Raw genomic sequence first — 21,914 nt, 5'->3', positions numbered from 1 at the left:
GAGGGCTGTTTTCACAAATGTGGGGCAGCCCATTTTAAGGAGGGTAGATTAGTGTTATGAACTTAAAGTTTAAAGTTTCTAATGTAGTAAAGTCGAGATTATTTAAAAGAACCTTTTTGTTTTTATTTGTGTCGATTATATTCTTTTCTGGTTTTATCTATGTAGCCTCAAGCATCATTCTTCCCAAAATAGCTCAAGATCAATATAGAGAAATGACTGATCTAGCCGTACATCGCTTATCTAATCATGCGAAAATGATTGTCGAGAATGCAAACGCTATATCTGAAACGAATAAACAAAATGAGGATTTATTACAAGATGATTCGTTAGTCTTAAATAGTGAATTGACGAAACTTCTCGATTCTTCTCCTTTTTTTGACGGGGGAACAATGACCGATGTTGAAGGTGAGATTTTAGTTGCAAGAAACTTAAACCTTAATGAATTTATTACGAAGAACGGAATTAAGTATGAACCACAGATTGGTAAGGAAGAGACGTTACATTTTAGTGATGTTTTAGTAAACAAATCTGATAAAAAGGAGTCTATTATTCTACTATCCTTTCCTGTTAATAACGAGAAGGAAGAGGTAAAAAGAATCGTCCATATGGCCATCCATCTTGATCAAAAAGGGTTATTTCAGTCGATGTTTAAAGAGCTGAATATAGGCAAGGATAGCTATGCTTATATTGTCGATTCAAAAGGAACTTTAATAGCTCACCCTCAAAGGGAAATGCTAGGTGAAGATGTTTCTGATAATCCAGCTGTACAAGCAATTTTAAAAAAGAAGACGGGTTATATGGAATTAATTAATCAATTTGATGTGGAAATGTATTCCTCCTATCAATATATTCCAGGCTTAGAATGGGGTATAGTTGCACAAGTACCATCAGAAACTACTTATTTAGGGGTAAAGAAATTTCATGAATCTCTCTGGTTAAGTAGTATCATCCTAATCATTTTATTAACATTCCTAGCTGCAATTCATACTGTTAAGACAATGAATCCAATAAGAAAACTTCATTATGCAGTAGATCAGGTAGCTAAAGGGAACTTTCGTTCAGAAATTGAAAATGATGAATCAAAAGGAGAAATAGGGGCCCTAATAAAAAGGTTCAATGAGATGATCACATCGCTCAATCATGCGAAGAAGCAGCTGAAATCTCAAAAAAATTTCTTGAGTAAGATTATCAGTAAAAGTCCTAACGCGATATATGTTGTAGATTATAACGGAAGATTCACGTTAGCAAATGAAGCTTTCACAAAGTTATTAGGAACAACTCCTACGGAAATTGTAGGGAAAAAAGAATCAGAGTTTAACCCAGATGATGAAGAGGTTGAACGCTATTTTCAAATCAACCGTGAAGTGATTAACAGTAAAAAGGACCGTTTTATACCCGAAGCCTCTCTCACTGATAGTGAGGGGAATCAACATTGGATGCAAGTTATGAAAATACCGATTATTGAAGAGGACGGTTCATCACATTCTCTTTTATGCTTTGCTACTAATATAACTGAGCGAATTATGAATGAAGAAAAAATAAAGTTCCATGCTTCACATGATAGTTTGACTCAGTTGCCAAATAGATATAAGTTTAAAAAAGCATTGGAGCAGGAACTGGAACTAGCATACGATGAACAAATGAACGTTGCCGTATTGTTTATGGACCTTGATCGTTTTAAATATGTAAATGATCATTTTGGCCATATGATGGGTGATAAATTACTACAAGCCGTTACGTCCAGATTAAAAGAGAATTTGCATGAAAGAGATACGATTTCAAGGTTTGGTGGAGATGAGTTTACTGTTATACTTTCTAATATAGATGATAAAGATCAAGTGAGCAGTATTGCAAATAAATTAATTCATGCTCTTGGGCAACCTTATCAGATTGACGGGCATTCACTAGTAACAACTACTAGTATTGGGGTCAGTATGTATCCTAATGATGGTGAAGATGTTGATATTTTAATTAAAAATGCTGATACAGCTATGTATCAAGCAAAGAATCAGGGGAAAAATACTTATCGTTATTTCCATAGTGAGATGAACTCATTATTATCAAATAAATACAAGCTAGAAAATTATATGAGAGACGCTTTAGAAAAAGAGGAATTTCATCTTTTTTATCAACCAAAGATGGACACACATACAGGTAAGATCTCAGGAATTGAGGCACTACTTCGTTGGGAACAGAAAGAGCTTGGTATGGTTTCGCCCTCAGAATTTATCCCTATTGCAGAGGAAAGTGGATTGATTTTACAGGTAGGCGAGTGGGTGTTGGAGCAAGCCTGTTTGCAAAATAAGAGATGGCAGGATGAAGGATATCCGCCAATTAAAGTGTCTGTCAATCTTTCTGTATGGCAAATTAAACATTCGGATATTGTCAAAACAGTGCAGCAGATATTAGAGAAAACAGGCTTGAATCCGATATGGCTTGAATTAGAAATTACAGAAACGGCCATCATGGAGAATAAAAGGTCTATACTACGTACTTTGAAACAGCTAAAGAAGATGGGAGTATCCATTGCTATTGACGACTTCGGTACAGGATATTCATCATTGAACTACTTAAAAAGATTTCCTGTTGACACATTGAAAATTGATCGTTCATTTATTCAAGGTATTCTAACGGAACAAGATGATACAGTAATCGCAACAGCGGTTATTTCAATGGCTACTAAGTTAGGATTAATCGTTGTTGCTGAGGGTGTAGAAACGGATGAACAACTGCATTATTTACATGATTTACACTGCAATGAAGTTCAGGGATTCCTTATAAGCCCACCAGTTCCAAAAAAACAAATGACAAAAATGTTAGAAAAAGAGCTTCTTTATTATATGTCTAAGACAGTGAGTTAATAGAAAGGGCCTGTATTCGATGAATACAGGCTTTATCTTATATTTGGGTTTTACATAAAAGGAAGACTAGAAGGAGATATAAAAATGGAGATTTTGGATTACAAACATCTATTTTACTTAGGTGTTGCTGCTATTATTAATTTTATTGGCTTCTTTTTAGGACAAATGTACATTAGGAGATTAATTTCTTCAGATGGGAAATTTAGATTACTTACGCTGATCCTTATGGCAATCGGATCAGGATGTGCACAATGGTCGATTGTTCTAATCGGACTTATTGGTTATCAAGATCCTCATACTCCAACATTTGATTTTGTCTTGCTTGGTATCTCTCTACTATTTGGTTCTATAGGATTACTATTTACTTTTTATAATCTTACTTTAGGAAATAACACAAAAACCAATCGTTTCATTGCAGGTCTAATCTTTTCATTAACCATTATCTCTATGCATCTGACAGGTATTTACTCGATTGGACATTTGGGGCAGATACATTTTGATTGGTTTCGACTGTTAGTAGCACTTTGCTTTTCTATCATATTAACGTTGGTTGCCCCTTACTATATCCAATACGCTAAGTGTATGTCTTTAAGGAGAATTCGCTATTTAGCACTGGCTACGGTATGTTCTATTGTCATGTCTATTCTCGTAATCGGAGTGCAATATTCCTTATTGTCTGCTACAACCTTTATATCTGATCAGTCAAATGTATCTTTTTATGACGGTGATCACAAGCATATTGCTTTATTTATAGGAATTGCTGCTTTGTTCATTTTTATCAACTTCCTTTTTCTAGTTTACATGGATAGAGAAAATATGAAAATAAGTAAAAATTTAGTTGATGAGAAATTTAAATCACTTTTTCATTCAACTCCTATAATGGTTATCGAGGTAGATGAAAAAGGAGTTATTAGGGAAGTGAATGAAACATTATTATACTTACTCGGCTATACGGAGGAAGAAGTAAAAAAGCAGTACGTTCACTTCCTGTTTATGAAGGAACAAGAACGAGATATTGAGAAGGCCCTAAACGATGCAAAATCTGATATGAATAGTTTTATTGAGATTCAAATTGTTAAAAAAAATGGGGAGCTCATTGATTTTAATTTTATTTTTATCCCTATTAAAAATGGTGAGAAGATAATCGGGTTATATCTAATGGGTAGAGATGTTTCAAAAAGAAATGAAGCTTTTCGTAAACAACAAGAAATTGAAGATGATATGCGTGATCTTGTACATAATCAATTATGTATTATTAATAAGTTTAAAAAAGAGGGAAGCCGCTTTGTCCATACATTAGTTGATGGTCAATTTTTATATAAGGTAGGTTTAGTGCCAAGTGATATATTAGGAAAAGCTTTAGAGGAATTACCGATATCGTCCGAGATGTACCATTTTCATTTAAAGCAATATGAAAAAGCCTGGAATGGTGCTGAGGTAATTTATGAAAACAGTATTAACGGTTTAAATTTACTTAGTTCGTTAAAACCTATAGTTAAAGATGGAAAGACAGTCGAAGTGGTAAGTACGATTGTAGATATTACTAAGCAGAAAATGGTTGAGAAAGAGTTGTTAGTAGCAAAGGAAGAGGCAGATAAAGCAAATAGGGCGAAATCTGAATTTTTATCTAAGATGAGTCATGAATTGCGAACACCACTTAACGGTGTATTAGGGTTTGCACAGGTATTAGATATGGAGCCAAACTTGACGAAAACACAGCATTCACACGTTTATGAAATCTTATCTGCAGGACGCCATTTGTTAAAACTAATTGATTCCATATTAGATCTTTCTAGAATTGAAGCTGGGAATCTAAGATTTGAAATGGAAGAAGTATCAGTTAATTCCGTTTTACAACAGAGTGTAAAGATGGTAGAACCACTTACTGAGAAGATGGATCTAAAACTTTACTTTAACGAACAAGCCAATGACCCTATCGTCTGGGCCGACAGCACAAAATTGAGACAATTATTTATAAACCTTTTAGACAATTCGATAAAGTACAACAAAAGAAACGGTAAAATTTTTCTTCATACTTACGAAGAAAACAATCAAATTTGTATATCAATTAAAGATACTGGGATAGGCATACCGAGAGAGGATATTAAGAAGGTGTTTGATCCATTTTATAGGAGCGGCTCTCTCAAGAGTCAAATCCCTGGTGCTGGCATAGGACTTGCACTCGTGCAACAAATTCTACATCGCTTTAATGGCACAATAAAATTATCTAGCAACTTTGGTGAAGGAACACAGGTCTTAGTGAAAATACCTTTAATCTACTCCAGTAATAAAAATGAATTTTCATTACAAAGGGAAGCTGAAAAGGCTAATTTAACGATTTCCCATTCTACTATTTTATATATAGAGGATAATGAAATGAATCGGGAGCTTATGAGAAATGTGTTGAATGAGAAGAATCAGAAATTAAACCTCCTTATAGCCCCTACAGGTAAAAAAGGGCTTGAAATGTTTAGGAGTAGGCATATTGACCTTATTTTGTTAGATTTAGGTCTCCCGGATATTAATGGGTTGGAGTTCATTGATATAATAAGAAATGAAGATAAAAGTAATGTTCCTATCGTTGTATTAAGTGCTAATGCTATCAAAGAAGATATTGAAAATGCATTGAAAGTTGGCTGCAATCGTTATTTAACGAAACCAATAGATATTGGAGAGTTATTTGAGGTACTAAATTATTATTTAAGAAGGTGAAAGAGAAATGAAGGTAGTTATTGCTGAAGATGATCTCCCTTCTAGAAAAATCTTATCGTTGTTTCTTTCAAAAATGCCATCCTATCAAATTGTTGGTGAGGCGAATAATGGAGAAGAACTTATTCGGTATATTGTGACCGAAAAACCGGATATTGCCCTTGTCGATATTGAATTGCCTTTAATAAATGGTATGGATGCAATAAAGTCTTGTAAAAAATTGCTACCTAATTTGCAAATTATATTTATTACTGGAAATGATGAGTATGCCTTAGAAGCCTTTGGTGTAAATGCTGTAGATTACATTATTAAGCCTATAGAGTTCGACCGTTTTAAGCATGCGCTGAAAAGAGCTTCCCATATGGTAATAAAGGAAGAAGAATTAGTAGAAGATCCTTCTAGTAAAAAACAGGAAAATAAATTGGTTTTAAAATATTATAACAATATTACTGTGATTCCAACGAATGATATATATTATATTGAGAAGCAAGAGCGAAAAACATTTATCCATACAAGTAACAAAGTTTATCAATCATCTTTATCCTTGGAAGAATTATTAGAGAAATTACCGGATAATTTTGTCCAATCCCACCGATCAAACATTGTAAATGTTAGTCAGATCGAATATATTGAATCACATGGTCAAACCTACTTTGCTAAATTCTCCGGGTACAAAGAACCAGCTAGGATATCCAAGCTTCAATTAAAATCAATCCAACATATAATAGCCAGACAGTAGAAATAGCGAAATTTGCTATTTCTTTTTTTTCTTAAAATTTTATAATTTTGTCTAATTGTTTCATTATATTGTCTAAAAGGATTTAAAGAGAGTGTAAACATTTAGTTAGGATACATGAACTCACTTGGACATATTTGTAATTGAGAAATATACTTGACGAAAGTAGGTATTTAGTATGGTTTCAATTAGAAAGAGGAGGATTTTCATGTCATTTAGTAATGAATCCGAAATGTATGGTATACATCATAGCTTTCAACCTATCTGGAATATTGCTAAATCAACTATATATGGATATGAGAGTTTTACTAGGAATAATCCGGGCTTAAATGGAGAAAAAGTATATAGTATAGTGCGTGAACATAATCATTTATACCAACATGATATTTATTCAATTGAGAAGGCGATAGAAGCTTTTCCTTTTTTAAAATCGCACTTCTTGTTTACTAGTATCTTTCCATCTACTTTGTTTCATGAAACCTTTCCAAGATTTCTTAATGAGTTAATTAAGAAGTTCCCAGATATAATCGGTCGATTAGTTCTTCAATTAGATGAAACAAATGAGGGAGAGCATAGACGAGACCTATCAGATATAAAGAATACAATTAATACACTACAAGAGCTTGGTATATTTGTTGCGATTACGAACGTTGGAAAAGGGATTAATTCGCTAAAAAAGATGACTGAAATCAAGCCTTCTATTGTGAAGTTAAGCAGTTATTTATCTTTAAATTTAAATACGTCGGAGCAAAAGCAAAAGGTCGTTTCTCTCCTTGTTGACTACTGTACGGAACAGGGAATTGTACTCATAATGGAGGGAATAAAATCTTCAATAGATTTATCTTATTTAAAGAAATTAAAAGTAACTCTTGGACAAGGAGATCTCTTGGGGAGGCCTTCTTGGTCTCTTTCATAATAATTACAAATGGTAGGGGACGAATAATGAGAACATACAAACATTGGACAACAAGTGAAGACTTTAAATTACTAAAGTTAAGAAAAAGTGGCAAGAGATTCAAGGAGATAGCTGATATTTTAGATAGAACGGCCATTAGTGTTGAAAAAAGATATAGAAAAATTAAGTATGAGAAAATATATGCATAACCGTAGGAAAGAAAGTTGTTATCGATGTGTTTTTGTAGAGGGAGATAAAGAAAAGTTAGTTCAAAAAATAGAAGCAGCTCGTCAGAACTTATTTTATACAGCCCAGGCTTTTGGATTTTTGGATGAAAAGACAATTATGAAAAGTCGTGAGTTAGACAAATTAATCGTAGTCTATCAAAAATGTACCTGTTTAAAAGTTAGCTGAATGGATGTTGTGAAGGCTTTCTTTTTTAACTATGCGAAGAAAACTCTAGTGGATGTGGAAGTAGTTGAAATTATTCCAAACCTTTATTCATAAAAGTGATCACTTAAATTCAAAAATTAAAATATTAATAACATATAGATATTTGTTCTTCTTGATCTTTGCGCTTTTTATTTGGATAGATTTTCATGTGTATACTGGCAGAAGTTTAGTCGGACTTTATAGTATCATTATGGTTTTTTCAGGACTTGTTTTTAAACCAGTTTGGCAAGGTATTCTTCAGAGTATATTAGTTACTATTATTAGGTATGTTGTAGCACCAGATGGCTTACCTTTTGAGATTGAAGTTATTTTCTTTCAATGGATCAGTTATTTTGCCATTTGGTATGCGATATCAGCATTGGTACGAAATAGTATTGAACAAAAAGAAAATCTCGTTAGGATGACAACAGCTCTGGCAAATAGTATAGATAAAAGAGATAAGTATACTGCCTTTCACTCCTCAAATGTTGCTAGATATGCTGAATTAATTTCTAAGGAAATGGGGTTTGATCAGAAGTTTTGTAGTGAGATAAAACTCGCTGCCCAGCTACATGATCTTGGAAAAATAGGTATTCCTGAGAGTATATTAAATAAATCAGGTAGATTAACTCAGGAAGAATATGAAATTATAAAAACCCATCCAATGATAGGATATGATATAGTCAAGCACATAAAAACATTTAGTAACAATGGAATTTTAGATGCAATTTTATATCATCATGAAAGAGAAGATGGAAGCGGTTATCCTTCGGGCCTTGAGGGGCAGAAAATCCCGATTAAAGCAAAAATTATTGCTGTTGCAGATTCCTTCGATGCGATGACCTCTAATCGAAGATATAGGGAAAACAATAGCTTCTCATTTGCAGTCAAGGAAATTTTAAGATGTAGAGGAACACATTATGATCCGGCTGTGGTAGATAGCTTTATACAGGTTATTGATCGTAAAGGGACGGATATTTTAAATGTGAAGATTATTAGTGACCAAGGTTAAAGTAGAAATCATGAGACTAATTAATAGAGGACATGCCTTATATAGAGCATGTCCTTTTAACTTATTTCTGCCATACTTCGTGTGTAAGGGTGGGGACGAGGGACCTGACCCCGTGTCCCTTTTATTTCGGGTTTAAAGGTTGGGGAGAGGGACCTGTCCCCATGTCCCTCGTGTGTAAAGATGGGGACGACCGTGTGTATCTTAATTAACCCCTACACGATCCCAAGCTGACTTCACAGCGCTATAAGCACTACTTCCACTACCATATAAATCAGCAGCAGATTGTAATAAGGCAGCACGTGCGTAACTGAAGTTGCTAGTTGGTGTGAGGTAAACAGTTAGTGCACGATAGTAGATTTTTTCTGCTTGTGTTTTGCCAATGCTACTGATTGTATAATAAGCAGCTTTATTTGGAATTCCACTATTCGTATGAACTCCACCGTTGTCAGATGTGGTGTTCACATATTGATTCATGTGCTCAGGCTGGCCGAATTGAGCTGGGTTTGAGAGACTTCGCAATGCATCACCAGGTTGTCCTGGTGTATAAACATCTTCTCCCATTAAATAATCCTGTGGATCTAGGAAATAGCCGAAAACATCTGAGAACGATTCATTTAACGCTCCGGATTGGTTGCGGTATTCAAGAGATGCTGATCGATCTGTCACAGCATGTGTGAGTTCGTGTGCAACAACGTCGAGTGCACCTGATAATGGAGCGAAAACACTACCGTCGCCATCTCCGTACACCATTTGTGAACCATTCCAAAAGGCGTTGTTATAGTTACTGCCATAATGAACAGTTGAACGAATAGTAGCACCTTTATTGTCAAAGCTATTTCGGCCATGTGTGTTTAAGAAGTAATCATATACCTTTCCTGCATAAAAGTGAGCATCAACATCAGCTCGTTGCGTAGAGCTTGTCCAAGCATTATTGCTATCAACAGAACGTGCGCCAGGATATGTTGAACGATTTTGTGCTGTGAATGTTTCAATCACACCATTCATCGGCTTGGTTACATCATATAAATAATACGTGCCACCTGAGGAATAGGTGTTGAGTGTTTTAGAATCACCTAGTACTCCATAACCAGTTCCGGTAGTAGCTGCATCGTTAACAGCGTTGTAAGCATCCACAACTGAACCGTCTTTTGCATTAACAAAAATTCGCCAATTTGCTCCATATGGCTCTATGAATTGTAGCTGGATTTTATAGGTTAATGTGTAGGTGCCCTCGTGATGATAAATCACTAAATCCTTCTTTACTTGAGTATTTTCTGAGCTAGAAAGCTCGTCTTGATGGTCATGTCCACTGTTCGTTTCTTTTTCTGTTAAGCCAATTTTTTCCCAGGCTAAATCTACCGCTTTTTCAGCTGTGATGGAAGCCTTTGTTTGTGTTTTTGCTAGCTTATCAGCAGCATCAGAATATAGTTGTCCAGCTGTAGCGATGACTTCATCGTTTTCGTTCGTATGAACAACAAAGACAGCTCCGTCAATTGGCACGCCATGAATGGCTTGGGCAAACTTGTAGTGAGTCATGCCAAGCTCGTCCGTCTCTTTTTCTAGTAATGTTAGTTCTTTATGGGAATCAATCTTAAATAACTCTTTGTTTGCTTTTAAAAATTCCTTCACATCTTTGTCATTTTTTATTTTATCTTTTGAGAGTTTTCCAGAGAGGAATAATGGAGCATCCTTGTCCTTTTCGATCAGCTTTTGCTCTAAATTCATTTGTTCCATGAGCTTTTCAGATGAAGTTTGGGCAAATGATGTGGATGCGGGTAAGATGGTGCTGAATGCTAATGAGGTACCAAGAACAATAGTAGCTAGTTTTTTTGACATCTTTTCTATCCCCTTTACAAAAATTTTACGATTAGCGAATGCTTCATCGTTTTTTTAGTTTAGAAGGTTAGAAGCATCTGGTCAAAGAGGTTTAGAACGAATAACCAACCTTACAGAAGGCAAGGTGTTTTCAAAAAGCCATTGTCCTTGTTATTTTAAAATATTTTATAATTATACGAATATTCTCTTTTATGTTAAATATGGAAGAGAGTAACATAGATGTATAGTTCACTTTCATGGTATGTTCTTTTTAGTAGATTATGATTAAGATACTGAGCAGGGGGCGTGGAGTATGTATGAAACTGTTGATATTGGTCGTGTCATTAAGGACTTAAGAAAATCGTTGAATTTAAGTCAACAGCAGTTAGCTGAGGGAATTTGTACTCAAGCTCAAATTAGTAAGATTGAAAATTCAAATGAAATCCCATCTTCCCTTATTTTATATAAAATATCACGTAAGCTTGGAGTCGATATGAATTATTTTTTTGAAATAGCAGAAACACCACGACTGGACTATGTAAGGGATGTGTATCAAATGATCAGATATTACATCCGTGAACGTGATTATCAGTCTGTTTATCATATTGTTCAAAAAGAAAAAGGAAACGCTTTGTTTCAAACCATTGAGCATCAACAGTTTTTTACTTGGCATGAAGGAATTTGTCAACATTACCTGTTTAAAGATCTTCAGAGTGGAATAGATAAGTTGAAGCTGGCCCTTTCTATGACTTATAAAGATGGAAATACGCTAATGAAGGAAAGAGAAATTGAAATAGCCAACAGCCTGGCGATTTTCTATAAAGAGAAAGGGAAATATGAACAATCACTAGAGCTATATACAAAGCTGCTTCAAAGTATGAAGTTTTTAGAAGAGATAAAGGATGAAACCATATATCTACGCATCTACTATGGGATTGGAAAGGCTTATACTGATTTGGGAGATTACCAAAAGTCTTTAATTTTTTGTCAAAAAGGAATAAAAAAAGCATTAAGAATGGAAACATTGTATTTGTTAGGAGAGCTTTATTTCCAATGTGGCTCGAATTATTATCGTATGGGTGACGTTGATCATGGCTCCAGTTTTATCAAAAAGTCCATTACGATCTTCAGATTGCAAGGAAAAGAAGAAATGATTCATGCAGCTCAAAGGATTGAGGCTAGCTTCTTGGAAAAAGGCGCCTCCTAATCTAATTAAAATATTCCTATTATTATAATTTCGTATGTTTATGGTTCTAAAACAGAGTACAACATGGTGAAATAAAAGCTAGATGCCCATCATGACCAAATCATGAAAGGTAAATTCCTATTATAATAGAAGAAACTAGTTAGGAGGTCATGTTTATGAAACGGTACTTTTTACATGTAGTTGTTGCAGTAGCACTTACGATTTCTAGTATTTCTTTATTTTCTGAGCCTCAGCAAGTATCAGCAGCTAAAATCGATACTTCAGCTTCGGTGAGTGGACCAAGTTACGCTGATTTACCTGACCAGCATTAAAGAGAATGAATAGTGAAATTGAGACTCCCGAACTTGAAGGCGGGAGTTTTTTTGGTCTTAAATGTAAGGGTAACTGCTAAAAAGGGCCAAAGGGTGTAAATATCAATGAGTAGAAATGCATATTGATTACTCTATCTTTCAACAATGATTTACCGGAAAATACCATTATCAACAACATATCTCCTAAATTTACAAAAAATTTATTTTCAAAACCCTTACAAATTTAGTAAAATAGAAGTGTTGAAGGAGGGTATGATGATTCGATCAAACTATGAACTATCCGATATAGTAGCATACCTAATTGATCCTAAGAACAAAGAGGAACTACAACAAATACTTTTAAATCGCTCATGCCTACTTTATGTAGATGAGATAGAACAAAAAGCAATAAAAGATGTACTTTTAGAAACCATATAAAAAGGAGAGATTTTGAATGAATCCAACAGTTGAGCAAACAGTTAATTACCTAAGAAACAATGAGGTAGAAAAGCAAGCGGTTTTAGCAGGTACAGCTTCTTTAGTAAAAGTAACGAAGGAAGAGACTCTTCAGGTTATTAAAATGATTAAAGATCATAGTAAAGTGTCTTTATCTAAATTCTGGATGTAATTAATATATGCTTTAAAGCATAAAGGAGTTATATAGGAACAAAGTGAATAAAAGACAGTCAAGAGTGTTCTTCACCATTGCCGTAATCATCTTCTTATCAATTGTTGCGTATACAACAGTTTTTATAACTATGCACCCCTATATCGGGGCAAGGGTTACAAATGATCCAGATAAACCAACTACAGTTGTTGAGTTAGAACCAGGCTCAATAGCGGAAGAATCTGGACTCAAGCCGGGAGATATCATACTTTCAGTCAATGGTGAAGATCCACATAATTATAAACTAGTAAATAAATATGAAAGAATTGAACAATCAGATCGAATAAGCGTCCTAAAACAAAATGGTGAAATAGAAGAATTTCAGTTCGATTATACGTTTGATTTGCAAACGGTATTTCAAATTATCGTTCCATCAATTGTCGCTATTTTAGTGCTTTATGCATGCTTCCATATCTATAATACAACTGAAAATGGATTAAATCGCCCTTCATTCTACCTCATTATTTTTCTACTGGATCTCTCAGTTGCATATTTTAGTGCTGGAGGATCTACTAGAGGAGAAGTACTACTTAGAAATTTAAATCTTGTCACTTTTTTATCTGTTCCAGTATTATTCTTACAATTTATCTACCATTACTTTTCAAATATTGGAAAAGTATGGTTCAGCAAATGGTGCTATAAGACAGGTTATCTACTAATTATTCTAAATGTTTTAATTGAACAAATGATATTTGTGGAATTTTCTTATCAAAAATCTATAAACTTATTGTCATTTTTTATCCTGTATGTAATTGCATTTATTGTAATGGTTTTAGGATTAAGACGTATAGATTACAGGGTACAAAAATATCTAATTAAAGTACTGCTTATTTCAAATATCATTGCTATTTCACCATTTGTTATTTTTTATGTCATTCCATATGTATTGTTTAGGGTATATATTTTTCCTCCGATTATATTGGCTGGATTCCTAATTATTATCCCAACCGCGTTAGTTTATCAATTTTTAGCTGACAAAATTCATGATATTGATTTTGTTATTGGGCGAGTACGCTATTACTTTCTTATAGGATTAATTCCTGGATTGCTTAGTATTTCTGTAGTTGCAATGACAAAAGGTAATAACGCTATATTATATTCAATCAGATTATTTGTATTTTTCATATTTATCTATATGCTAACGTTTTACTATAAGGAAATACTAGACAGCAAATTAAACCGTTTTTCTGAAAAGAAAAATTATCAACAGAGTATTTTTCGCTATACAGAAAGTCTTAGGAATGCAAATAATATTAGTCAGGTAATGGATGAACTTAAGAAAACAATACTAGATATTACACTAGTTAGTGATATCTACCATGTTGAGATTGGTAAAGATTCAGAAATACTAAGTGAGCTTAATCCGGATATTTTTGAATATGAAGATGAAATTAAGAAATGCAATAAGTCGGTTGGGCAAATTATTGAAGTAAATAGAGGATTCATTATCAATGTAGGTGAAGTGGATAAAAACTTTTACTTACTTGTATGTACTTCTAAAATAAACACACCCATTTTAACAAGGGATGAACTCTCGTATCTAAAAACTCTTGCCTATTATACCCATGTAACGCTTGAGAACTTCTTGAAAATAGAAAATCTCATGTCATATCTTGAAAACTTGGAGCATTCAAAGGAAGAATCGAATCCAATTTGGCTAAACCGCGTGCTCTATAAGTTAGAGGAAAAACAAAGATCAGAGGTTGCGAAGGATCTTCATGATTCGGTTTTACAAGATTTGCTTTCTTTTCAAAAGAATTTTGAAAGAGCGAGTGAATGGTATGTAAGCGGTAATGATGTAAGTATTGACGAGATAAATAAAATGATGAATGACATCACGAAGGTTATTAAGACAACTAGAGAAACTTGCTATGAATTAAGACCCAATGTTTTATATGACTTAGGGTTAAAAAAGGGTTTGGAAAAGTTAATTTATCAACATGAAGAAAACCATCAAATGACGGTTAATTTAAATATTAACAACCTTAGGGAACCTGAGGATCTAGATGTTCAATTAAATATCTATCGAATTGTCCAAGAGTTGTTAAACAATGCGGCTAAGCATTCTCAGGCCTCACATATTAACCTTATCCTTGTCAACATTAAAGAGGTATTGGTGATTCACTATGAAGACAATGGTGTTGGAACAGGAGTAGATACAGTTTTCTCCAAAGAAAGCAGCATGGGATTGTCGGGTATTCGTGAAAGAGTTACGTTATTAAATGGAACAATGAAGATTGATACGAACCCTGGTGATGGATTTAAAGTAATCATTGAAATATAAAAAGATAACCTGTACTTGCCTAAGACAAGAAGAGGTTATCTTTTTTTTATAACAGTCCTTCAGATTTTGCGATTAAAACGGCTTCTGCACGTGATGATACGTTCAGTTTATTGAATATCTCAGTGATGGAATACTCAACGGTTCGTTTACTTACGTAAATTCTATCTGCAATCTCCTGGTTTGTTAGACCTTCGCCTAATAATTCTAGGATTTTTCGCTCACGCTCCGTGTAGCCAACTTTCTCTCTTGGTGGCTTTGCCGAAGTCTTTAGAGATCTTTTGCAAAGCTCTAATGACATCACAATTTCCCCGTTAAGAACATGATGAATATAAGTAACGATACTTTGTTTTGTTGTGTTTTTGTTTATTGCTCCGTAAATCCCATTCTTGACAGCCTCTAAAAAATAATCCTCAATGTCATATCCCGTATAAATAATGATTTTGCAATTAGGCTGGTCCTTCAGAATAAGTTTAGACACTTCAATTCCGTTTTGATCCAAACCTAAATTAATATCCATTAAAATAACATCGTATTTTGCATAATCTTTGTCCTTAATCAAATCAATAGAAAAAGGGGGCGACAAAGTATCAACAAAGATATCATTACACGTTTCTAAAATAGCCTTTGTTCCTTCAGTTACTGCGATATGATCATCGACAACTAATACATTAACCATTGGAAATCACCCTCGTCCTTCAGCTCTTTTTTTAGTATACAACAAATCTGCGGACAAGGGGACAGGTCCCTTGTCCCACTAAATTAACGGATTTTGGTAAGTGGAATAGGGACAAAGAACCTGTCCTTCTGTCTCGAGGAATACATCAAAGAAGTTTGTATAGAGTGTTAGTAAATAAAATAATAGGTAGCTAGTACTCTATCATATCCATTTCAGTTCATGTATGATGAAGGAAAAAAGTGGAGATAGAGGATGGTAAATAAAAAAATAATTTACTCCATAGCTGTTTTACTTTTGTGCCTTGTATCCTGGATCATCTACTCACTAAATCAACCCCCTGAGTGGGAAGGATCCTCTCAAAATAAGGACTGGAAAACAATGTTCAAGGATGAACTAAGTCCTAAAGGCTTTTGGAACGGTAGCCTTATGTGGAACGGAAAAGAAACAGTCACTGTCTCAAGTGTTCTACTTACTAAAAACAGATCAGAAGTACATTCGGTAGACAGTAAGGTTGTATTAGAAAAAGGTCAAACCTACAATTATTTAACAACAACTGAGATGATAGAAAATAAAGAGGATGAAGTTTTACTAACGATAATTTGGAACGACAAAAATGGTAGTCATGAAGAGGTTATACGATTAGAACCTAAAGTAAGGTATTTTGTAATTCCTGTGTTTTAGGTTGCATGTGAATACGGAGGGAATACGGAGGGACAGGTTCCATGTCCCACCAAAAAAAGGGTGTCCACCACTGGACACCCTTTTAATGTTGAATTAGGAAATGGGACAAGGTACCTGTCCCCCTATAAACTTTTTTTTAGTTGCTTTATTAGTTGTAGTTCGAAAATGAATTTATCTAATTGTTTACTTTTACCTATTGTTCTAGTACTGTTAAGGCCAAAACTTTTAACAGTTTTCTTTAGGTCTTCTTGTAGTTCATTAATTGACTTCTCTAGTTGTTTCTCTAGTATCTCTAGAGTGTTGGATGTTAATGCAGTAGCCAATCTTATTCACTCCTGATAGGTATATTTACCTAATTATTTTACCTTATTATGGTGAAAGTGTGAATCGAAAGTTTCGGAAATTGAAATAAAGTGGTGACTCTCACTGTTAAGCAGCAGAACCTATTCTTTAGTGATAAAGTCATTAATAACGGTATAATAATAGAAGATAAGTTGGAAAGAGACGTTGGAACAGTATAACAATAAACAACTTATGCTGGAGGTTGCATGGAAAATAAAAAGAATGGCTTACATAGTTTTGAAGAAAAGTGGCAGGAAGGGATAAAAGACTGGCAAGGAAATCTGCCTGAGAGAATGATAAACGATCAGAGTGAGGAGAATTTTTGGCAGGAGTTGCTAAAAAAGAAAGACAATATCGGTAACCCAGATCCTTATGCCATCGAAATAATGAAACATGTTTCAAGTTTAATAGATGATCAAGATGAACTACTTGAAATTGGGCCAGGATGGGGAAATTATACATTTTCGTTATCAGAAAGAGTAAAGAAGCTATCACTTGTTGATAGTTCTTCAGCAATTCTTGATTTTTTAAATGGAGAATTACATAAACGAAATATTACGGACGTTGAGTTCATTCGTGAAAAGTGGGAACGTATAGAACTAAATAAAAACTATGATGTTATCTTTGGCTTTAATTGCTTTTATCGAATGTTTGAAATTAAAAAAGCCTTGCTTCATATTCATAAACATGCAAAGCGATTAGCAATCATTGGGATGACAACAGGTCCCATTCAACCACATTACCTAGAGCTTCATGATCAATATGGTATTGAGGTGAAATTTCCACGTAAAGATTATATTGACTTGCTCAACCTATTATATGAACTAGGAATCTATGCAGATTGTAAGATCATCCCTTTATCCAGAACACAGGTATATTCATCATATGAAGAATGCTTAGAGAAAAATATGAGTAAAATTCTAACCGATAACGTAGATATATCATTGGTGGAGGATGTTCTAAGTAAATATATTGTGTGTGAGAACGGGAAGTTTATTTATAGGAATGAGTATAATGCGGCTTTGATTAGCTGGAGACCTAGATAGATAGGTAGGGGGTGCCTGTCACTTCCCGGATTTTGTCGAATAGAAATCTCCCTTTTTGTCATTTTATCAGCGTAATGACTAAAGTGCTTACAAAATAAACCGATAATAAAAGAAAAGACTATTTTGGGGGCACTTAGGATGTTATTTAAACGCTTTAAAAACCTTAAACTTGGTGTGAAATATAATCTTGCACTGAGCATCTCAATTATCCTTTTCACGATTTCTGCATTTTTTATATACAATGAAATGCAAGAAATTCAAGATCAATTATCTGCACTAGAGAGAAGAGGAGAGCGAGCAGTTAAAACAGCTGATATGGCTGGTATCTTTAGAGACAAAGATGGTCGAATCGCGGATTACATTAATTCACCAGATGAAAAATTTGTTACTGACTTTGAAGAAAAAAGAGCACTATTTAATAGTCTTCAAGAAGAACTAAAAAGTTCGATTGATACTAAGAGAGAAGAAGAGCTTTTCAATTTCATTCAAAATAGCGATAACGAAATGAATAGAGTGTTTTTGGAAGAAATTGTTCCTGAAGTAGAAAGCGGGAGTACAGAAGGTCTGGATGCTAAAAGAAAATTAACTCAGGCATTGAGCAATGAGGTCGTTGGGCATTTAATGGAATTAAAGGAAATGATCAACGAAGCCCGTGATAAAGCGATAGTAGCAACAGAGGCTAGTATTAAAGAGACAATCATAATCATCTTCAGTGCGATTATCTTTAATATCATTATAGGAGTTATTATTGCATTTTTTATAAACCGTCAGATTAAGCAAAAATTAAATAATGTCATCAATATGGCAACCGAGATCTCGAATGGAAATCTATTAGTAGAAGAAAGTGATTATGATAGCAAAGATGAAATTGGTCAACTTAGTCTGGCAATGAACTCTATGCTAGTTAATTTAAGAGACATGATCAAGCAGATTTCTAATGTTTCGGAAAATGTATCTGAACAAAGTGTGGTGCTAACTCAATCTTCTGCTGAAGTAAAAGAAGGAAGCAGCCAAGTGGCAGTCACGATGCAAGAATTATCAGCTGGTGCAGAAACCCAAGCTAATGATGCATCAGATCTGGCAGAAACGATGAGTGGATTTGTTGATAAAATTAAAGAATCTAACTCTTTTGGAGAAACCATTGTATTTTCTGCAGTTTCAGCACAAGGGCTTACAGAGGAAGGCACTAGACTTATGGAATCTTCCATTAGTCAAATGGATAAAATCAATACAATTGTGAAAGAGTCAGTTGATAAAGTAAAACAACTCGATACTCAATCAAAGGAAATTTCAAACTTAGTAGGCGTCATTCAATCCATTGCTGAGCAAACAAATTTACTTGCTTTAAATGCAGCGATAGAGGCAGCTAGAGCAGGGGAGCACGGTAAGGGATTCGCTGTTGTAGCCAGTGAGGTTCGTAAGCTGGCTGAGCAAGTTACTTTATCTGTTTCTGATATAACAGGAATTGTGAATAGCATTCAAAAGGAATCAAACAATGTTGTGATGTCTTTAGAAGAAGGCTACAGTGAAGTGGTAAAAGGAACGAGTGATATTCAAACTACCGGTAAAACATTTGAAGAAATTCACCTGGCTATTACGGAAGTTGTCGATAAAATTCAAGGTGTAGCCATGAGATTAAGCGACATTGACATTGAATGTGGAAAAATGAACAACTCGATTTCAAATATAGCATCAATTTCAGAGGAATCAGCAGCAGGAATCGAGCAAACCTCTGCTTCAATTCAGCAAACAAGTACCTCTATGGAAGAAATAGCTAGAAGTGCAGAAGGGCTAACAGAACTGTCTGATGACCTAAACGGATTAATTAAAAGATTTGAGGCTTAATGGGGACAGGTTCATTGTCTCCAAAAGGTCGGGACAGAGGGACAGGTTCACTGTCCCATAGGAGAAGGGGTATCCGCTGGATACCCCTTCTTTATCTTCAATATGGAGATGATACCCCTTCTTTATCTTCAATATGGAGAATTCATCCTAGCTCTATAATGGTGGGACAAGGTGCCTGTCCCCACGTCCCACCGCTTTAATTCTTATTGGCTAGTTTATTTAGTAACTCTTGAGCATTATTCTTAGCAGTACTTGTTTCGTCTTCCAGAACGTTTGCGGATAAAACAGATCCGTCACCAGCAAACTCAACCTCAAGAATACTATCTACTTCTATTCTATCCGGCAACTGATTGCGCGGAACATCAACCTGAACTGTTTCATCTGTTCTTGAGAGCAAAACAGCCAAGTCCTTTTCGAAACGATCTATTGTATAAACCTTCGCTTCCACTAAAACACCCCATTAGAGTGGGACAAGGAACCTGTCCCCATGTTAACGTTCTGTGTAAACCGTGATTTCCTGTCCGTCTGTTGTTATTAGGATGTCTCCGCTTTGAAGAGTTGTGTAGAGGTCTACTCCATAAGTCGTTAAACGATCCATTACAGTGGGGGCAGGGTGGCCGTAGCTATTATCTCCAACAGAGACAGCGGCTATAATTGGATTAACAGCTTCTAGAAATGCTTGTGATGTTGATGTGTCAGAACCGTGGTGACCAACCTTTAACACTTCTGAGTCGAGATTGTATCCTTCTGCCATCATTTCTGCTTCGATCTCAGCATCCGCGTCACCAGTTAATAAGAAATCTGATTCTTTATAAGATACCTTTAATACGACTGATGAATCGTTAGTATCACTGCTTTCTTCTAATGAGTTTAAAACCTCAATGGTAACTGCAGAATCTACGTTCAAAAATGAACCCTCTTTTGCAATTTCAAACGGAATATTTTTCTGATCAATAAGTGCCAGATAATTCATATATGTTTGAGTTGTATGGGATTTACCTGAATCAACCACTTTTTTTACTTCAAATTGTTCTAAAACAGGCACCAGTCCACCAATATGGTCTGCGTCAGGGTGAGTGGCAACCATTAAATCAATTGTTTGGATTCCTAAGTCCGTAAGGTGTTGAATCAATTGATCTGCTTCAGATTCCTTACCACCATCAATTAAAACCGTTTTACCGGTAGGAGTAACTAATAACGTACTGTCACCTTGTCCAACATCAATGAAATGAGCTTCAAAAAGTCCTACACCTGAAAAGTCTTGAGGATTTCTTAGATCTCCTTCTAAGCTTTCAAGATCTGTTTTAATAATAGAAGGAAGTGCTTTGTAGCCACCTGTATCCTTTATTTCATCTGCTCTATTTTTCAAACGATCTAACACTTTAAACTTAGAATCAATTTCACTAGTTTGACCGCTCTCAATTAAGTCAACGATCACGTACATTAAACGAATCTGTGAAACCTCGTAAATTGTGCGTTCAACTGCAACTTTGGCTGGTGTAATATATTTTTCATTCAATGCTGAACGATTATTTGGACCTGAAACTTGTCCAATCTTTAATTCTGTTATGCGTAACTGCTTTGTAAATTGATCATATAGGAAGTCAACCTCATATATATCGCCACTATTTATTGCCTCATTATATGTTGCAAGCAAGTGAGTAAGAAGATTTCCTTGGTGGTTAGCCTCAGTAGCACGTAATGATTTATTCACTCCACTTGGCAGCTGTTGATAACCACCAGCATCTTTAATCTCATCAGCTCGATCCTTTAAACGCTCAAGCTTTTCTGTATTAGAAATTGCCTTTCCGATATTACCCTTTGTAATATCTGTACTAATAAAACTTAACAAACGATACTGTGACACTTCATAAATTGTTCTTTCAATCGCAATTTTTGAAGGTCTTACATACTGCTCATTTAAACTTGAGCGATTAGATGAACCAGATACCTTCCCAATCTTTGATTCTACTAATTTTAATTGCTTCGTAAAAGCATCATATAGTCCATTTATTTTCGCGATATCTCCGCTGTTAATTGCCTGATGATAAGCTGATAATTTGGAATTGAGGATCTTACCTTGATTTACAGCATCTTGGTAAGCTACATTGCTCGTATTTGTTGTAGGTGTGTTTGTAGTTGGAGTAGTGACCTTAACAATCTCACCATTTCTGTGATAGTGATATTCACCGGTTTCTAAGCCGTACTGTGAACAGTTTGTACGACAAGTATGACCACCGTTAGAATCCAAACCTCCTGGAGATGCATTCGTCACAACTGGAGCCATTAATAACGTTGTACCTAATAGTAGTGTGTATAATAGTATCTTTTTTCTCTTTTTTATCAAAAGAATACCCCCTTAATTAATATCCATCGACTATGGTATAGGAAATGAAATGGGATTTCTAGGGGGGAT

The 21,914-nt window shown here is 34.8% G+C and carries 20 protein-coding genes; 15 read left to right on the top strand and 5 right to left on the bottom strand.

Translation table 11 applies throughout. The features are described 5' to 3' along the window. The first annotated feature begins 56 nt into the window (after positions 1 to 56). The 7 genes from D9842_RS18005 to D9842_RS17975 all read left to right on the top strand — a co-directional run bounded on the left by D9842_RS18005 (position 57) and on the right by D9842_RS17975 (position 8,645). Positions 57 to 2,861: an EAL domain-containing protein gene (locus tag D9842_RS18005; RefSeq protein WP_121663702.1), complete on the top strand. Its 2,805-nt coding sequence runs from the start codon at positions 57 to 59 to the stop codon at positions 2,859 to 2,861. An 84-nt stretch (positions 2,862 to 2,945) separates the two neighbouring features. Beyond that, positions 2,946 to 5,573, top strand: a complete 2,628-nt coding sequence (locus D9842_RS18000; protein WP_121663701.1) for an ATP-binding protein — start codon at positions 2,946 to 2,948, stop codon at positions 5,571 to 5,573. A 7-nt stretch (positions 5,574 to 5,580) separates the two neighbouring features. Continuing rightward, a complete protein-coding gene (locus D9842_RS17995; protein ID WP_121663700.1) occupies positions 5,581 to 6,309 on the top strand; it encodes a LytR/AlgR family response regulator transcription factor in 729 nt (242 codons plus the stop codon). Positions 6,310 to 6,514: 205 nt separating this feature from the next. Next, positions 6,515 to 7,222: an EAL domain-containing protein gene (locus tag D9842_RS17990; protein WP_162987493.1), complete on the top strand. Its 708-nt coding sequence runs from the start codon at positions 6,515 to 6,517 to the stop codon at positions 7,220 to 7,222. A 26-nt stretch (positions 7,223 to 7,248) separates the two neighbouring features. Next, a complete protein-coding gene (locus D9842_RS17985; protein WP_162987492.1) occupies positions 7,249 to 7,410 on the top strand; it encodes a Myb-like DNA-binding domain-containing protein in 162 nt (53 codons plus the stop codon). After that, complete coding sequence (locus D9842_RS17980) at positions 7,391 to 7,615, top strand: aspartyl-phosphate phosphatase Spo0E family protein (RefSeq protein ID WP_306821527.1); 225 nt, start codon at positions 7,391 to 7,393, stop codon at positions 7,613 to 7,615. Before D9842_RS17985 ends, D9842_RS17980 begins: the two co-directional genes overlap by 20 nt. A gap of 64 nt (positions 7,616 to 7,679) precedes the next feature. Continuing rightward, entirely contained in the window at positions 7,680 to 8,645 is a 966-nt protein-coding gene (locus D9842_RS17975) for an HD-GYP domain-containing protein (protein WP_121663696.1), read from the top strand. Positions 8,646 to 8,846: 201 nt separating this feature from the next. Here D9842_RS17975 and D9842_RS17970 read toward each other — a convergent pair whose 3' ends face one another. After that, positions 8,847 to 10,481 carry a M4 family metallopeptidase gene (locus D9842_RS17970; protein WP_121663695.1) on the bottom strand — a complete coding sequence of 545 codons (1,635 nt, stop codon included), beginning with the start codon at positions 10,479 to 10,481 and terminating at the stop codon, positions 8,847 to 8,849. Positions 10,482 to 10,773: 292 nt separating this feature from the next. Here D9842_RS17970 and D9842_RS17965 point away from each other — a divergent pair, with 292 nt between their 5' ends. The 5 genes from D9842_RS17965 (at position 10,774) to D9842_RS17960 (ending at position 14,908) form a co-directional block, all read left to right on the top strand. Then, positions 10,774 to 11,667, top strand: coding sequence for a helix-turn-helix domain-containing protein (locus D9842_RS17965; RefSeq protein ID WP_121663694.1), 894 nt, complete (start codon positions 10,774 to 10,776; stop codon positions 11,665 to 11,667). Between the two features lie 155 nt (positions 11,668 to 11,822). Further along, the gene (locus D9842_RS26030) at positions 11,823 to 11,978 is read left to right on the top strand and encodes a hypothetical protein (protein WP_162987491.1); all 156 of its coding nucleotides are present in this window, start codon (positions 11,823 to 11,825) and stop codon (positions 11,976 to 11,978) included. A 255-nt stretch (positions 11,979 to 12,233) separates the two neighbouring features. Beyond that, positions 12,234 to 12,395: a hypothetical protein gene (locus D9842_RS26025; protein WP_162987490.1), complete on the top strand. Its 162-nt coding sequence runs from the start codon at positions 12,234 to 12,236 to the stop codon at positions 12,393 to 12,395. 16 nt (positions 12,396 to 12,411) lie between these two features. Then, positions 12,412 to 12,585, top strand: a complete 174-nt coding sequence (locus D9842_RS26020) for a hypothetical protein (protein ID WP_162987489.1) — start codon at positions 12,412 to 12,414, stop codon at positions 12,583 to 12,585. Between the two features lie 43 nt (positions 12,586 to 12,628). Continuing rightward, on the top strand, positions 12,629 to 14,908 hold the full coding sequence (locus tag D9842_RS17960; RefSeq protein WP_121663693.1) for an ATP-binding protein: 2,280 nt from the start codon (positions 12,629 to 12,631) through the stop codon (positions 14,906 to 14,908). A 46-nt stretch (positions 14,909 to 14,954) separates the two neighbouring features. On the opposite strand, the gene D9842_RS17955 is transcribed toward D9842_RS17960, so the two are convergent. Then, positions 14,955 to 15,584, bottom strand: a complete 630-nt coding sequence (locus D9842_RS17955) for a response regulator transcription factor (RefSeq protein ID WP_121663692.1) — start codon at positions 15,582 to 15,584, stop codon at positions 14,955 to 14,957. A gap of 252 nt (positions 15,585 to 15,836) precedes the next feature. Between D9842_RS17955 and D9842_RS17950 the strand changes: the two genes are divergently transcribed. After that, a complete protein-coding gene (locus tag D9842_RS17950; protein ID WP_121663691.1) occupies positions 15,837 to 16,265 on the top strand; it encodes a hypothetical protein in 429 nt (142 codons plus the stop codon). A gap of 122 nt (positions 16,266 to 16,387) precedes the next feature. Here D9842_RS17950 and D9842_RS17945 read toward each other — a convergent pair whose 3' ends face one another. Then, entirely contained in the window at positions 16,388 to 16,588 is a 201-nt protein-coding gene (locus tag D9842_RS17945) for a Spo0E family sporulation regulatory protein-aspartic acid phosphatase (protein ID WP_162987488.1), read from the bottom strand. Positions 16,589 to 16,813: 225 nt separating this feature from the next. On the opposite strand from D9842_RS17945, the gene D9842_RS17940 reads away from it, so the two are divergent. Next, a complete protein-coding gene (locus tag D9842_RS17940) occupies positions 16,814 to 17,653 on the top strand; it encodes a class I SAM-dependent methyltransferase (RefSeq protein ID WP_121663689.1) in 840 nt (279 codons plus the stop codon). Positions 17,654 to 17,791: 138 nt separating this feature from the next. Beyond that, positions 17,792 to 19,498 (top strand): methyl-accepting chemotaxis protein, encoded by a 1,707-nt coding sequence (locus tag D9842_RS17935; protein ID WP_121663688.1) that lies wholly within the window; start codon positions 17,792 to 17,794, stop codon positions 19,496 to 19,498. Positions 19,499 to 19,694: 196 nt separating this feature from the next. Here the strand turns inward: D9842_RS17935 and D9842_RS17930 are convergent, their stop codons facing one another. Both D9842_RS17930 and D9842_RS17925 read right to left on the bottom strand, forming a co-directional pair. Further along, positions 19,695 to 19,946 (bottom strand): DUF3006 domain-containing protein, encoded by a 252-nt coding sequence (locus tag D9842_RS17930; RefSeq protein WP_121663687.1) that lies wholly within the window; start codon positions 19,944 to 19,946, stop codon positions 19,695 to 19,697. A gap of 42 nt (positions 19,947 to 19,988) precedes the next feature. After that, positions 19,989 to 21,845 (bottom strand): MBL fold metallo-hydrolase, encoded by a 1,857-nt coding sequence (locus tag D9842_RS17925; protein ID WP_121663686.1) that lies wholly within the window; start codon positions 21,843 to 21,845, stop codon positions 19,989 to 19,991. Positions 21,846 to 21,914 lie beyond the last annotated feature (69 nt).

The organism is Metabacillus litoralis (assembly GCF_003667825.1).
Lineage (GTDB): Bacteria > Bacillota > Bacilli > Bacillales > Bacillaceae > Metabacillus > Metabacillus litoralis_B.
This window is presented reverse-complemented; position numbering and strand designations above follow the sequence as displayed.

Bases quoted from the DNA above. Each gene is read 5' to 3' on its own strand.
- D9842_RS26030 (WP_162987491.1), top strand. From the start codon at position 11,823: ATGAAACGGTACTTTTTACATGTAGTTGTTGCAGTAGCACTTACGATT.
- D9842_RS17985 (WP_162987492.1), top strand. From the start codon at position 7,249: ATGAGAACATACAAACATTGGACAACAAGTGAAGACTTTAAATTACTA.
- D9842_RS17935 (WP_121663688.1), top strand. From the start codon at position 17,792: ATGTTATTTAAACGCTTTAAAAACCTTAAACTTGGTGTGAAATATAAT.
- D9842_RS17940 (WP_121663689.1), top strand. From the start codon at position 16,814: ATGGAAAATAAAAAGAATGGCTTACATAGTTTTGAAGAAAAGTGGCAG.
- D9842_RS17990 (WP_162987493.1), top strand. From the start codon at position 6,515: ATGTCATTTAGTAATGAATCCGAAATGTATGGTATACATCATAGCTTT.
- D9842_RS26020 (WP_162987489.1), top strand. From the start codon at position 12,412: ATGAATCCAACAGTTGAGCAAACAGTTAATTACCTAAGAAACAATGAG.
- D9842_RS17965 (WP_121663694.1), top strand. From the start codon at position 10,774: ATGTATGAAACTGTTGATATTGGTCGTGTCATTAAGGACTTAAGAAAA.
- D9842_RS26025 (WP_162987490.1), top strand. From the start codon at position 12,234: ATGATTCGATCAAACTATGAACTATCCGATATAGTAGCATACCTAATT.
- D9842_RS18005 (WP_121663702.1), top strand. From the start codon at position 57: ATGAACTTAAAGTTTAAAGTTTCTAATGTAGTAAAGTCGAGATTATTT.
- D9842_RS17970 (WP_121663695.1), bottom strand. From the start codon at position 10,481: ATGTCAAAAAAACTAGCTACTATTGTTCTTGGTACCTCATTAGCATTC.
- D9842_RS17955 (WP_121663692.1), bottom strand. From the start codon at position 15,584: ATGGTTAATGTATTAGTTGTCGATGATCATATCGCAGTAACTGAAGGA.
- D9842_RS17950 (WP_121663691.1), top strand. From the start codon at position 15,837: ATGGTAAATAAAAAAATAATTTACTCCATAGCTGTTTTACTTTTGTGC.
- D9842_RS17980 (WP_306821527.1), top strand. From the start codon at position 7,391: ATGAGAAAATATATGCATAACCGTAGGAAAGAAAGTTGTTATCGATGT.
- D9842_RS17995 (WP_121663700.1), top strand. From the start codon at position 5,581: ATGAAGGTAGTTATTGCTGAAGATGATCTCCCTTCTAGAAAAATCTTA.
- D9842_RS18000 (WP_121663701.1), top strand. From the start codon at position 2,946: ATGGAGATTTTGGATTACAAACATCTATTTTACTTAGGTGTTGCTGCT.